Below are 13,120 nucleotides of genomic sequence, written 5' to 3'. Positions count from 1 at the left end.
TTCCCGATTCCCGATTCCCGATTCCCGATTCCCGATTCCCGATTCCCGATTCCCGACTCCCATGACCGGCCCCGATCTGTTCACCGCGCCGCCGGCCGACCGGCACGGCATCCGCACCGGCATCGGCGGCTGGACCTTCGCGCCCTGGCGCGACAACTTCTATCCGGCCGGCCTGGCGCAGAAGCGCGAACTGGAATACGCCAGCCGCCGCCTCGCCGCGATCGAGGTCAACGGCACCTGGTACGGCGCGCAGAAACCCGCTACCTATGCACGCTGGCGTTCCGAAACTCCGGATGGCTTCATGTTCTCGCTCAAGGCGCCGCGTTACTGCACCGAGGCGAAGCGGCTCGCCGGCGTCGGCAGGACGGTCGAAGGCTTCGTGTCCGGCGGCCTGTCCGAGCTCGGCGACCGCCTCGGCCCGATCCTGTGGCAGTTCAATCCACGCCGCACCTTCGAGCACGACGACTTCGCCGCCTTCCTCGACCTGCTGCCGCGCGAACTCGACGGTGTGCCGTTGCGGCATGTGCTGGAAGTGCGCCATGCCAGTTTCGCGTGCGCGGCGTATCTCGCGCTGGCCCGCGACCATCGCCTCCCGACGGTGTTCACCGACTCTCCTGACTATCCCTCCTTCGCCGACCTCACCGGCGATTTCGTCTACGCACGGCTGATGCGCAGCCGCGACGACGTCGCCAGCGGCTATCCCGACGATGAACTCGATGCCTGGGCGCGCCGGGCCCGCGCCTGGGCGGCCGGCGAGGCGCCGGAGGATCTGCCGACCGTGGACACGAACCGCGCGCCGGCACGGCGGCGCGAGGTCTTCGTCTATTTCATCGGTGCCGCCAAGGCGCGCAATCCGGCCGCGGCGATGGCACTGCAGGCGCGGTTGTAGCCGCCGCATCGGTGCGCCATCGGTCACTGTGGGAGTGGCGGTGACATGTCACCGCCGGGGGCTGTGACGCCGCAGAGTGCCGAGTCGTGACTTCCGTCGCTCCCACGACAGCGTGATGTCCGGGGTCGAGGTCAGGGCGTAGTCGCCGATCAGTAGGTCGCCGCCACCGCGCGCGCGATTGCCGTATGCACGGCATCCATCGCACCGATATCCGGCGCTGCCCCGGTGAGGTAGCAGGTAATCAGCAGCGGCGAGCGGCCGGGCGGCCAGACGATGGCGATGTCGTTGGCGGTGCCGAGGTCGTCGGCATTGATGCTGGTGCCGGTCTTGTCGCCCACACGCCAGCGCTTCGGCAGGCCCGCGCGCAGGCGCGCATCGCCGGTGCGGTTGTCGACCAGCCAGCCGGTGAGCAGCGCACGGGAGGCGTCGTGCAGGACGTCGCCCAGCAGCAGGCGCTGCAGGTTGCGCGCCATGGCCGCAGGCGTGGTGGTATCGCGCGGATCGCCGGGAACGGCACTGTTGAGTTCGGGCTCCCACCGGTCCAGCCGGGTATGCGGATCGCCGAGCTCGCGCACGAACCGGGTCAGTCCGGCCGGCCCGCCCAGGGTCCGCAACAGCAGGTTGGCGGCGGCGTTGTCGCTCCGGATCATGGTGGCCCGGCACAGGTCGCCCACGCGCATGCCCTCCGCGCCGACGTGCTTTTCGGTCTGCGGCGAATGCGGGACCAGGTCGGATTCGGCGATGGGCACGTTCCGGTCCAGGCGTTCGCGGCCACGGTCGACCTGTTGCAGCACGGCGGCAGCCAATAGGAATTTGAATGTGCTGCACATCGGGAAGCGCTCGTCCGCGTGCCGGCCAGCCTGCTGCCCGGAGCCGCTGTCCAGGACCGCGACGCCCAGCCGGCCACCACTGTCGCGTTCCAGTTCGGCGAGCGCCGGTGCCAGCCCTGGGAGTCCGGGTGCGTCCATGGCCACCGCCTTGCCCAGGCTCGCGAGCGCGATCGCGCCGCCGGTGGCGCGCAGGAATCCGCGTCTGTCGATCATGTCGGTTCTCGTGTGTGGATTCGGAAGCTTTGGTGACAGGCGGCCGGGGGGTCGTGTTGCCGATGCTTATGCCGACGAAGATCCGTGCGCCGCGATGCGGGTCAGCGCCCGGTCTTGCCGCGCTCGGCGGACAGTTGCGCGTCCAGCCGGGCCTCGGCCGCATCGGCGTACGCGCGGCAGTCGACCGGTTCGGGTTGTGTCGCCGCGTCACCGAAGTGCCAGCCGCTGGCGTCGGGGTGCGGCGTCAGCAGCAGGTCGCAGGGCAGGGCGCGCACCGTGGCGAACGCGGCGCGGTAGTCGTCGACGATGCGCGGGTAGCGGGGATTGTCGAGCAGGCGATAGTCGGGCGCGCTTAGGCTGTCGGCATAGACGATGCGCAGCGTCCGGTCGTCGCGGCGGTCGTCCCAGGTCCAAGTCATGCTGCCGGGCGTGTGGCCCGGCGTGAAATGCACGCGCAGCCGCAGGTCGCCGAGGACCACGCGCTCGCCGTCGTGCAGCAGCCGGTCGGCGTGGACGGGCGGATACAGCAGGCCGTCGCCGAAGTGGATGTCGTCGGCGCCGCCCTGCGCCAGCAGCCAGGCGGACTCGGCATTGCTCAGCACGCGCGCACCGGTCGCGCGCCGGAGCGCGGCGAGCGGCCCGACGTGGTCGGCGTGCGCGTGGCTGTGCAGGATCAGCTTCAGGTCCGAGGGCGCCAGGCCCAGCGCCCTCAGGTTGGCGAGCAGGTGGTCGGCGGCCTGCGGCATGCCGCCATCGATGAGAATGGCGCCTTCGCTGCCTTGTAGCAGGATCGCGCTCAGGCCGGCGGTGCCGATCTGCCAGGTGCGCTCGGCGATGCGCAACGGCGCCACCGGCTGGCGCCAGGCGGCGGGTACCTCGTAGGCCTGCAGCTGAGGCAGCGGCGCGGCATCCTGCGCGTCAGCCGTGCAGGCGCTCGCGCAGATCATGACTGCCGCGACGGCGGCCCTGGCGTTCATTCCCATCGTTTTGCTCCGGTCTCGTCGATCCTGGCGGTCTGCCAGGTGCAAGGATTCTCGAAAGCTTGACCGCGGGCGACAAGCGACGTTATCTCATCGGAGTCATGAACTGAATTGATGGCTCCATGGATCGTCCCAACCTGCCGCTCAATGGCCTGCGCGCCTTCGAGGCGGCCGCCCGCCACCTCAACTTCACCCGTGCGGCGCTGGAGCTGTGCGTCACCCAGGCCGCGCTCAGCCACCGGATCAAGGGGCTGGAGGCTCGCCTGGGCTTCGCCCTGTTCCGGCGGCTGCCGCGCGGGGTGGCGCTGACCGACGAGGGCGCGGCGCTGTTCCCGGTGATCAACGACGCCTTCGACCGCATCGGCGCCGTGCTCGGCCGTTTCGAGGGCGGGCAGCTGCGCGAAGCACTCATCGTCAGCGCGGTGGCCACCTTCGCCACCGGCTGGTTGTTGCCACGGCTGGACGGCTTCACCGTCGCGCACCCGGGCGTGGACCTGCGCCTGCTCACCCACAACAACCGCATCGATCAGGCAGGCGAGGGCCTGGACCTGGCGATCCGCTTCGGCGACGGCGCCTGGCAGGGGCTCGACGCCGCGCGCATCTGCGATGCGCCCCTGGTGCCGATGTGCGCGCCCGCGTTGGCGCGGCGGATCGAACGGCCGCGCGACCTCGCCGGGGTAGCGCTGCTGCGTTCCTACCGTCCGGACGAGTGGGCGCGCTGGTTCGCGGCCGCCAGGCTACCGGCGCCACCCGCGCGCGGCCCGGTGTTCGACTCCTCGCTGGCCATCGCCAGCGCCGCCGCTTCCGGCGCCGGCGTTGCGCTGCTGCCGCTGCCCATGTTTGGGCAGGACCTGGCCGCCGAACGCCTGGTGCGGCTGTTCGACATCGCCGTGGACGCCGGCGCCTACTGGCTCACCCGGCTGCGCTCGCGCACCGAGACGGCGGCGATGCGGGCGTTCCGGGAGTGGATCGCGGACGAGGCAGTGGCTTGAATCTTTGCAAGCAAACCCCGGCTTTGCCGGGGTTACTCCGCAGAACCGGCCGAGATATTCAGGAGACGTCGAAATGCGCGTCGTCGGTTTCACTCGCGGCGCTTCGTGCCTTTGCGATCGCGGCGATGCGGGCCTTGCGCAGCGCCTCGCCGATGGCGGGGCCGGCGAGTCCTTCGACGTCGAGATCGCGCACCGAGATTGCCGCCGCCGCCGTGTGCAGGCGTTGCAGCTCGCGCCCCTGCGGATAGTCGTCGTCCGCGCGGCCCAGGCGGCCGCGCTTGTCGGCCTCGCAGACCAGCGCGAGCGGGGCGATGCGCTCGGGTCGGCGGAAGGCATCGCAGCGCGCCAGCAGGTCGTGCACGGTGCTGTCGCGCAGCTGGTCGAGGCGGTGGACGTTGAGGTGTTCGCGGCAGGCGATCATTGCCAGTTCGCGGTGGGCGCCGGGCACCTTCAGCCGCGCGCACAGGGCGGCGAGCGGCTTCAGGCCGTGGCGCTCGTGGGCAATGTGCTTCGGCCACTCGTCCGCCGGCGTCAGCGCCTTGCCGAGGTCATGGGTGAGCGCGGCGAAGCCGACGACGGCGTCGCCCGGGGCGAGCCGCGCCGCCATGTCGCAGACCAGTTCGATGTGGATCCCGGTGTCGACCTCGGGGTGATATTCGGCGCGCTGCGGCACGCCGTAGAGCGCGTCGACCTCCGGCAGCACCGCGACCAGCGCGCCGGTATCGCGCAGGGTGCGCAGGAACGCCGACGGCGTCGGCGCCGCCAGCGCGCGTGACAGTTCCTGCCAGACGCGCTCGGGCACCAGTTCGGCGAGTTCGCCGCCGGCGGCCATCTCGCGCATCAGGGCCAGCGTCTCCGGCGCGACGGCGAAGCCCAGGCCGGCGAAGCGCGCCATGAAGCGCGCCGCACGCAACACCCGCAGCGGATCCTCGACGAAGGCGGGACCGACATGGCGCAGCACCCGCGCCTCGAGGTCGCGCGCGCCGCCGAACGGATCGACCAGCGTGCCGTCGACGTCCTCGGCAATCGCGTTGATGGTGAAGTCGCGGCGCTCGAGATCCTGCTCCAGCGTCACCGACGGATGGGCATGCACCTCGAAGCCGCGGTAACCGCGCCCGGACTTGCGCTCGGTGCGGGCGAGCGCGTATTCCTCGCCGCTGTCAGGGTGCAGGAACACCGGGAAGTCGCGGCCGACCGGGCGGAAGCCGGTGGCGCGCATCGATTCGGTGGTTTCGCCGACGACGACATGATCGCGATCGCCGGGCGGCAGGCCCAGCAGCCGATCGCGTACCGCGCCGCCGACGAGATAGGTCTTCATGGCGGACATGATGCCCGATTCACGCGGCACCACTCTCGTAGGAGCGCGCCGTGCGCGCGATGCCGGGGGTGCCGGCAGGATCCGGTGGATGCCTCGATCCTGGACCGGCAGGCGCGCCAGTCATCGGAATTTGCGGGTGGCGAAGCGCCCGCGGCATCGCGCGCATGGCGCGCTCCTACGGTGCAGGATTGTCCGCCGGGCAGACGAATGGCTTGCGCGGCGTGCCCGTGCGGCCCTGCATGCGGTCGCTCACCGGCACCGCTGCGCCATGCAGGCGCCAGTCGTAGATCACGCTGAAGGCGAGCACGCGGGCGACGTACTCGCGAGTTTCCTTGTAACTGATCGTTTCGATCCAGAAATCAGGGTCCATCACCGGCCGCTGCGACTGCCAGCGCGCGGTCGGCGTGGGGCCGGCGTTGTAGGCGGCGATGGCGATGTACGGCTGCCCGTACTTCTCCTTCATCTCGCGCAGGTAGGCGGTGCCCAGGCGGATGTTGGTGGCCGGGTCGTACAGGCTGTCGCCGCCGCGCCAGGACAGGCCGATGCGGCGCGCGACCGCGGCGCCGGTGGCCGGCAGCACCTGCATCAGACCGCGCGCGTCGGCGGAGGAGCGGGCCCGCGGGTTGAAGACGCTCTCGGCACGGATCTCGGCGGCGATCCAGGCCGGATCGAGCGCGTGCTTCTCTGCCTCGGTGCGGATCACCGCATCGTGATGCAGCGGAAAACGCAGTGCGTACAGCCGCGTCTCTTCCGGTTGCCGGCCCAGGCCGAACAGGGCGCGGTCGAACCAGCCGTTGTCTTGCGCCACCTGTACCGCGATACGCCGTTGGGTGTCGTCGAACCCTTCCAGCGCCGCGTTCCACTCGCGCGTGGCCCAGCCGGGATAATCGGCACGGAACAAGGCCATGGATCGGATCATCGCCGGCGTGTTGGCGACCCTGGCGCGCGCCGAGGCATCGGCATCGATCGACCATGGGCACAACGCGTAAGGCTGGTCGATGCGGTCGGCGGCCAGGAAGCCGTGGAAGTTCGGCTCGCGCGCGGCCTGCGCGTACAGCGCCTGCGCCCGAGCGCGATCGCCGAGCAGCGCGTTGAGGCGCGCGGCGAAGTAGGTCCAGCGCGCGTCGTTGCGTTGCGCGTCATCCATCTTCCCGATCGCGTCGAGCGCGGCGCGCCAGTCGGAACGCGACAGCGCCTCGCGCGTGCGCCACTCGTGCAGGCGCTCGTCGTAGGCCGCGTCCGGCACCAGGTTCAATCGTCGTGCGGAGTCGGGCAGGTACGAGGCCACCGTCCACAGCGCGGCCTGGTAGAGCACGCGGCCGCGGTCCTCCTCGGTGAAGTCGAACGCGGCGGCGTAGCGCGGCAGTTGCGCCTCGCCCGCGGCGGGGTCGTCCTTGGCCAGCTTCGCCAGACCGTGGGAGGCGATCAAGCGGCTGCGCGGCGTCTTCGGCCAGGCCAGCGCGCGCTCGTGGGGCGACTGCAGGAAGGCGGCGTAGTCGTCGGCCAGCGCGCGCTGGTCGTCGGGCAGGCCGCTGGCGGCGCTGCGCATCACCGCGGCGTTCCATTCCTCCGCGGCCAGTTCGATCCGCTCCCAGCGCAACTCCGGCGTCAGTCCACCGCGCGCGGCCAGGGCCGCGAACGGCGCGTCGCAGTCGTCGGGCAGCGAGTTGCCGCTGCTGCGCCAGATCTCCTGTACGTCTCGATCCCACTGCGCATCGGCCGCGCCGCTGCGCTGGCGTGCTTCCAGCTCGATGCAGCGCAGCGCGGTGTTGCCGATCGACGGCAACCAGGCGGTACGGATGCCGGCCCAGTCCTGGCGCTTGTACAAGGCGCGCAGCCAGTCCTCGCGGAATGCTTCGGCCACCGCCTGGCCCTGATAGCGCGACAGGAATGCCTGCGCCTGCGCCGCGGGCAGCGTGTCGATGTTGCGGCGCAGGCCGGCGTACTCGATCCAGCCGTAGGCGGGATGCGAAGCCATGTGCGCGGGCACCGGCTGTCCGCGCGCGGTGGCCTCCAGTGCCTGTCGCAGCTGCAGGTCATCGCTCTGCGCGTGGGCGGCGGTAGAGACGACGGCGAAAGCCAGGGTTGCGGCGAACAGGAGCTTCATTGCGGAGGCGCGTCACGGCATGTGCGATGCGTCCGACTATAGCGGAGCGAACATGAAGCGCCCTACGCGCGCGTCCGTCCGTCGCGTACCCGTCCACCATCGCTCGCGATCCCAGCCATCGCCATCGCCTGACGCGCGCCAATGCCGCCGCTCTCTCCCGGTGCGGCCGCGCCGCGCCGACGCAATGGCATAGTTCGCTTTCACGGCCGCAGATCCGGACAGCGCATGCTCCTGCTCACCTTCCTCGTGCTCGGCGCCATCGCCGGGATCCTCGCCGGGCTGCTCGGCATCGGCGGCGGACTGGTGCTGGTGGCCGCGCTGGCATGGCTGCTGCCGCTGTACGGACTGCCGAAGGAGGCGGCGATGCACGCGGCGCTGGCCAGCTCGATGGCCAGCATCGTGCTGACTGCGGCCTCGTCGGCACTCGCGCACCATCGCCGCGGCGGCGTGCTGTGGCCGACGGTGGCGTGGATGGTGCCGGGCGTGCTGATCGGCGGCTGGCTCGGCAGCCGCTTCGCGATCACCCTCGACGGCGAGGTGTTGAAGTGGTGCGTGGCGATCTACTGCTTCCTGGTGGGTGCGCAGATGGCGTTCTCGCGTACGCGCACCGGCACCGGCGCCGACGTGGTGCCGCGCGGCGCCGGCATCACCGCGGCCGGCGGCGGCATCGGCGCGGTGTCGGCGGTGGTCGGGATCGGCGGCGGCAGCATGACCGTGCCGCTGCTGGTGTGGCTGGGAGTGGCGCCGGTGCGTGCGGTCGGTACGTCGTCGGCCTGCGGGATCTTCATCGGCATCGCGGCGGCGGCGGGCTATGCGCTGCAGGCGCCGGCCGGCGCGCTGCCGGAACATGCGATCGGCTATGTCTACCTGCCGGCGGCGATCGGGGTGGCGATCGCCTCGGTGCTGTCCGCGCCGCTGGGCACCCGGCTGGCGCATGCGATCAGCGGCGCCGCCCTCAGGCGCGTGTTCGCGGCATTCATGATGCTGGTGGGCACGAGCCTGCTGCTGTGGTGAGCGCCATCGTGGACTCGGCGCCCGGCCGCCGCCAGGCGTTGCTGCTGATGTCGCTGGCGCTGGTACTGGCGATGTCGCCGTGGTTCTCGGCCACCGCGGTGGTGGTGCAGTTGCGGGCGCAATGGAATTTCGGTGATTCGGTCGCCGCGTGGCTGACGATCGCGGTGCAGCTGGGCTTCGTCGCCGGCGCGTTCGGCTCGGCCCTGCTGGGACTGGCCGACCGCATACCCGCGCGGCGCCTGATCGTGGCCGCTGCCGTCGGCGCGGCGCTGGCCAACGCGGCGGTGCTGGCGGCGCAGTCGCCGGCGCAACTGCTGCTGGCGCGGATGGCGACCGGCGCCTGCCTGGCGGCGGTGTATCCGCCGGCGATGAAGCTGATCGCGACCTGGTTCGTGCGCGGGCGCGGGCTTGCGCTGGGCGCGCTGATCGGCGCGATCACGGTCGGTTCGGCGCTGCCGCATCTGATCAATGCGCTCGGCGGTGCGCGCTGGCAGGCGGTGATCGCTTGGACCACGGCGGCGACACTGGCCGGCGCGGGCGTGGTCGCCGCCGGCGTGCGCGAGGGGCCGTATCCGTTCCCGCGCGCCACGTTCCGGTTCGGCGACATCGGCGCGATCCTGCGCAACCGTGGCGTGGTGCTGGCATCGCTCGGCTACTTCGGCCACATGTGGGAGCTGTACGCGATGTGGGCGTGGTTTTCCACGTTCGCGCTGTCGGCCGCGGCGATCGCCGGCGATGCCGTTCGCGCCTCGCTGCTGACGTTCGTGGTGATCGCGGCCGGTTGCTTCGGCTGCGTGCTTGCCGGCGCGATCGCCGATCGTGCCGGCCGCGCCAGGACCGCGGCCGCGGCCATGGCGATCTCCGGTGCCTGCTGCGTCGCCGCCGGCTGGGCCCATGTCGCGCCGCTGTGGCTGTTCCTGGCCATCGGCATGATCTGGGGGATCAGCGTGATCGCCGATTCGGCGCAGTTTTCGGCGTTGGTCACCGAACACGGCGATCCGCACACCGTCGGCACCGCGCTCACCCTGCAGCTGGGGCTGGGCTTCCTGCTGACGGTGGCGACGATCTGGATCGTGCCGCTGCTGGCGGCGGCGATGGGCAGCTGGCGCTGGGTGTTCCTGGTGCTGCTGCCGGGACCGGTGCTGGGCATCGCCGCGATGCTGGCGCTGGCGCCGCGCCGTTCCGCTCTTCGGTAGCGTTCGCGGGCGAGACCCGACTCGCGGAAAGGGGTGCAAGCCCGCGATTTTGGTGAACGCCTTCACAGTTCTGTTTTTACAGATTGTTTACAACAGGGTCACCGCCGCATGGACAGGGGGCATCGGCGGCCGTCCACTCCCAGGAGACCTCGATGACGTCGCCCCGCCCTTGCCGACTGGCCCTCGCGGTCCAGCTGTCCCTGCTGCTCGCCGTTCCCGCCGTGGTGTCCGCCCAGGACAACGAGGACCAGACCCGCACCCTGGACGCCGTCCAGGTCACCGGCACCCGCATCAAGCGCGCCGAGATCGAAGGCCAGGTGCCGGTACACGTCGTCAGCCGCGAGGACATCGAGCGCAGTGGCCTGACCTCGATCGGCGACGTGGTGCAGCAGCTGACCGGTTCGGGTTCGGCGCTCAACACCAAGTTCAACTCCTCCGGCAATTTCGGCTTCCCGCCCGACGGCGGCGGCGTCGGCGCCGGCTCGGCGCAGGTCGACCTGCGGCATCTGGGGTCCAAGCGCGTGCTGGTGCTGGTCGACGGCATCCGCTGGGTCAACGAGGCCTCGGCCTCCGGCGTGGGCGCCTCGACCGACCTCAACACCATCCCGCTGGCGATCGTCGAGCGCATCGAGGTGCTGGAGGACGGCGCCTCGTCGCTGTACGGCTCCGACGCCATCGCCGGCGTGGTCAACATCATCACCCGCCGCGACTTCGACGGCGGCCAGGTCACGCTCAACTACGGCGAGTTCGGCGAGGGCGACGGCAGCATCAAGGGCGTCGACTTCGCCTGGGGCCGCACCACCGAGCGCAGCAACCTGTTCCTGGGGATCAGCCATACCGACCAGGGCACGATCTACGCCAAGGACCGCGAGCAGTCGCGGTTCCCGGTGCCAGGGACGGGGGTGGCGTTCGGCAGTTCCGGAACGCCGAACGGGCGTTTCCGCTTCCTGGATCCGAGCTGCCCGCTGGTCGATCACGATAATGATCCAGCTACCCCGCCGATTAACCTGTGCGACATCACCACGCCGAACGGCAGCAGTTTTCCGAATGGCGTGGATTATCCCGAGGACTTCATCGCGTTTGGCCCGGACAACCTGTTCAACTTCGCCGAGTACAACCTGCTGATGACGCCATCCGAACGCACCGGCGTGTTCGGCCAGTTCCGCTTCGACATCAGCCCCAACCTGCAGTGGTATGCCAAGGCGCTGTACAACCGCCGCGAGTCCGCCAACCAGGCGGCGCCCGAGCCGATTTTCCTCGGCCCCAGCGCTGGCACCGGCAACCCGCTCGCCGATGAGATCACGATTTCCGCGCTCAATCCCTACAATCCCTTCGGATTCGATCTGGTCTCCGGCGACAACCTTCTCCTGGTTACCCGCCGCCCTGTGGAGGGTGGCCCACGCGTGTTCGAGCAAGAGGTCGACACCACCTACTTCAATACCGGCCTGGTCGGCAGCTTCGACATCGGCAACACGCTTTGGTTCTGGGACGTCAACGCTGCCTACAGCAAGAACAAGGCCGAGCAGACCAACTACGGCAGCTACAACATCTTCAACATCGCCCTGGCGTTGGGCGATCCAGCCGAGTGCGCGGCGGTTGCCGGCTGCGTGCCGATGAACATCTTTGGTGGGCCCGGTACCCTCACGCCGGAGATGCTGGCCTGGATCCAGCCGGTGGTGCGCGACGAGAGCGAGAACGAGCTGAGCCTGTTCTCCGCCAACCTGTCCGGCGACCTGTTCCCGATGCCGGGCGACGCCGGCTACGTCGCCTTCGCCACCGGTTACGAGTACCGCAAGTACGAGGGCAGGTACCAACCCGATCCGCTGACCGTGCGTGGCCATTACAACGGCGTGCCGTCGCTGCCGACCTCGGGCGAGTACGACGTCAACGAGGTCTTCGTGGAGTTGAGCGTGCCGATCTTCGCCGACTCGCCGCTAGGCAAGAAGCTCGACCTCAGCCTGGCCGGTCGCTATTCCGACTATTCGACGTTCGGCGGCGAGTTCACGCCCAAGTACGGCCTGCGCTGGCAGGTGACGGACGACTTCCTGATGCGCGCGACCTACGCGGAAGGCTTCCGCGCGCCGTCGATCGGCGAGCTATTCGGTTCCGACAGCCGCTTCGACGCCACCTTGCGCGATCCATGTTCGGAGCCGCTGCTCGATCCTTCGCTCGAGGCGAACTGCCGCACGTTGGGCGTGCCGGCGGGCTATGCCCAGCCCAACCCCCAGATCTCGATCACTACCGGCGGCAACAGCGAACTCGATCCTGAGCGCGCGCGCAGCTTCACCACCGGCTTCGTCTGGAGCCCCTGGTTCGCCAGCGGCGCCAGCTGGTCGGAGCGGTTGGACTTTGAGGTCACCTTCTATCGCCACACCATTGACGGTCCGATCCAGGCGCTCAGCGCGCAGGCGCAACTGGATCAATGCGTGCAAACGCTCGATCCGCTCTACTGCGACGGCATCGGCCGCGCTTCGACCGGCGACATCAACGCCTTCAACAACCGCCTCACAAATCTGGGCTACATCAAGACCGATGGCTGGGACGTCGACCTGTATTGGACGCTTCCGGCCGGCGACGCCGGACAGTTCAAGTTCGGCTGGCAGAACAGCTTCGTCGGTCGTTACGAAGCCGTCGGCAGCGCCGGCCAGCGGCAGCCACGCGAACCCGGGGTCGAGGTGGAAGACAGCGCGATCCCCGAGTGGACCTCCACCGCGACCCTGGACTGGGAGCTCGGCGGCTGGCGCGCCGCATGGGTGGTGCGCCATATTTCGGAGCTCACCGAAGACTGCGGCGACGCCGTCGCCTTCCCGGTTTGCAGCGATCAGGCCAGTGGCACCAACACCCTCGATGCCACCACGTATCACGACATGCAGCTGGGCTATCGCTTCGATTGGATGCGCGGCATGGAGCTGACCGCCGGCGTCAATAACGTATTCGACAAGGATCCGCCATATTGCCTGTCGTGTTCGCTCAACGGCTACGACGCCTCGACCTATGACATCCCCGGGGGCCGTTTCTGGTACCTGCGCGCGGACCTGCGGTTCTGATCTGGTCGCGTGGCGGCGGGTGATTGCCGTCGCTTGCCGTGCCTCCTCCGTCCGCGGAGCGGAGCTTGCTCCGCTGCTCCTGACTCCCGAGCTTGGCAAGCAAGCAACTCGGTTCTACCGAACGGCGATGGGGCGTACCTCGTAGGAGTTCGTAACGTGCGCACTACTTAAGTTTCTTAGGCATGATGCAGACCTTCTGAGACCAGTTTGGAATGCCGGGCACGCTGCCGTAACGCTGAGAACGGCGGGTATCCGTGCGTGATATGCCGCTTTCGACTCGGCAGTCAATTCTCTCCGGCGTGGCGCTCTGAATGGGCAGGTTGAGCTGAATGGGGGTGTGCGACCGCAGTGTCGCGCCAGCGCGTCCTCGTGCCCACCGACTGGGGTGATGGACAAGGAGCTCGAGGGCGTCTGGCCAGCCGGGCACACGCTCGATCAGAAGGGCTTTACACGGCCTTCCAGATAGGTATGATCCCTCAGCGCCAAAAGGACGGCGCTCTGGCATCAGGGGGGTGCCGTGCAGAAGGATGGCGG

The 13,120-nt window shown here is 69.6% G+C and carries 9 protein-coding genes; 5 read left to right on the top strand and 4 right to left on the bottom strand.

The genetic code is table 11. The features are described 5' to 3' along the window. Positions 1–61: 61 nt before the first annotated feature. Positions 62–889, top strand: coding sequence for a DUF72 domain-containing protein (locus tag FXO19_RS18750; RefSeq protein WP_149196643.1), 828 nt, complete (start codon positions 62–64; stop codon positions 887–889). 149 nt (positions 890–1,038) lie between these two features. Here the strand turns inward: FXO19_RS18750 and bla (FXO19_RS18745) are convergent, their stop codons facing one another. Both bla (FXO19_RS18745) and bla (FXO19_RS18740) read right to left on the bottom strand, forming a co-directional pair. Continuing rightward, entirely contained in the window at positions 1,039–1,932 is an 894-nt protein-coding gene (bla, locus tag FXO19_RS18745; protein WP_149196642.1) for a class A beta-lactamase, read from the bottom strand. Positions 1,933–2,033: 101 nt separating this feature from the next. Continuing rightward, positions 2,034–2,879 (bottom strand): subclass B3 metallo-beta-lactamase, encoded by an 846-nt coding sequence (gene bla, locus FXO19_RS18740; protein ID WP_425481497.1) that lies wholly within the window; start codon positions 2,877–2,879, stop codon positions 2,034–2,036. A 155-nt stretch (positions 2,880–3,034) separates the two neighbouring features. Here bla (FXO19_RS18740) and FXO19_RS18735 point away from each other — a divergent pair, with 155 nt between their 5' ends. Beyond that, positions 3,035–3,904 (top strand): LysR substrate-binding domain-containing protein, encoded by an 870-nt coding sequence (locus FXO19_RS18735; protein ID WP_149196640.1) that lies wholly within the window; start codon positions 3,035–3,037, stop codon positions 3,902–3,904. 58 nt (positions 3,905–3,962) lie between these two features. Here the strand turns inward: FXO19_RS18735 and FXO19_RS18730 are convergent, their stop codons facing one another. Beyond that, positions 3,963–5,222: a multifunctional CCA addition/repair protein gene (locus FXO19_RS18730; protein ID WP_149196645.1), complete on the bottom strand. Its 1,260-nt coding sequence runs from the start codon at positions 5,220–5,222 to the stop codon at positions 3,963–3,965. 175 nt (positions 5,223–5,397) lie between these two features. Continuing rightward, entirely contained in the window at positions 5,398–7,329 is a 1,932-nt protein-coding gene (locus FXO19_RS18725; protein WP_149196639.1) for a lytic transglycosylase domain-containing protein, read from the bottom strand. A gap of 225 nt (positions 7,330–7,554) precedes the next feature. Between FXO19_RS18725 and FXO19_RS19480 the strand changes: the two genes are divergently transcribed. The 3 genes from FXO19_RS19480 to FXO19_RS18710 all read left to right on the top strand — a co-directional run bounded on the left by FXO19_RS19480 (position 7,555) and on the right by FXO19_RS18710 (position 12,586). Next, positions 7,555–8,343 carry a sulfite exporter TauE/SafE family protein gene (locus FXO19_RS19480; protein ID WP_149196638.1) on the top strand — a complete coding sequence of 263 codons (789 nt, stop codon included), beginning with the start codon at positions 7,555–7,557 and terminating at the stop codon, positions 8,341–8,343. Next, positions 8,340–9,539, top strand: a complete 1,200-nt coding sequence (locus tag FXO19_RS19475; RefSeq protein ID WP_223115547.1) for an MFS transporter — start codon at positions 8,340–8,342, stop codon at positions 9,537–9,539. The genes FXO19_RS19480 and FXO19_RS19475 overlap by 4 nt, the downstream gene beginning before the upstream one ends. A gap of 152 nt (positions 9,540–9,691) precedes the next feature. Continuing rightward, entirely contained in the window at positions 9,692–12,586 is a 2,895-nt protein-coding gene (locus FXO19_RS18710; RefSeq protein ID WP_149196637.1) for a TonB-dependent receptor, read from the top strand. Positions 12,587–13,120: the final 534 nt, after the last annotated feature.

The organism is Luteimonas suaedae (assembly GCF_008312895.1).
In the GTDB taxonomy this organism is placed as follows: Bacteria; Pseudomonadota; Gammaproteobacteria; order Xanthomonadales; family Xanthomonadaceae; genus Luteimonas; species Luteimonas suaedae.
The sequence above is the reverse complement of the archived record's forward strand: the minus strand, read 5'-3'. Positions and strand labels throughout refer to the sequence as shown.

Excerpts from the sequence above, each read along its gene's own strand:
- FXO19_RS19480 (WP_149196638.1), top strand. The coding sequence starts at position 7,555 with ATGCTCCTGCTCACCTTCCTCGTGCTCGGCGCCATCGCCGGGATCCTC.
- bla (WP_149196642.1), bottom strand. The coding sequence starts at position 1,932 with ATGATCGACAGACGCGGATTCCTGCGCGCCACCGGCGGCGCGATCGCG.
- FXO19_RS18750 (WP_149196643.1), top strand. The coding sequence starts at position 62 with ATGACCGGCCCCGATCTGTTCACCGCGCCGCCGGCCGACCGGCACGGC.
- FXO19_RS18725 (WP_149196639.1), bottom strand. The coding sequence starts at position 7,329 with ATGAAGCTCCTGTTCGCCGCAACCCTGGCTTTCGCCGTCGTCTCTACC.
- bla (WP_425481497.1), bottom strand. The coding sequence starts at position 2,879 with ATGATCTGCGCGAGCGCCTGCACGGCTGACGCGCAGGATGCCGCGCCG.
- FXO19_RS18710 (WP_149196637.1), top strand. The coding sequence starts at position 9,692 with ATGACGTCGCCCCGCCCTTGCCGACTGGCCCTCGCGGTCCAGCTGTCC.
- FXO19_RS18730 (WP_149196645.1), bottom strand. The coding sequence starts at position 5,222 with ATGAAGACCTATCTCGTCGGCGGCGCGGTACGCGATCGGCTGCTGGGC.
- FXO19_RS18735 (WP_149196640.1), top strand. The coding sequence starts at position 3,035 with ATGGATCGTCCCAACCTGCCGCTCAATGGCCTGCGCGCCTTCGAGGCG.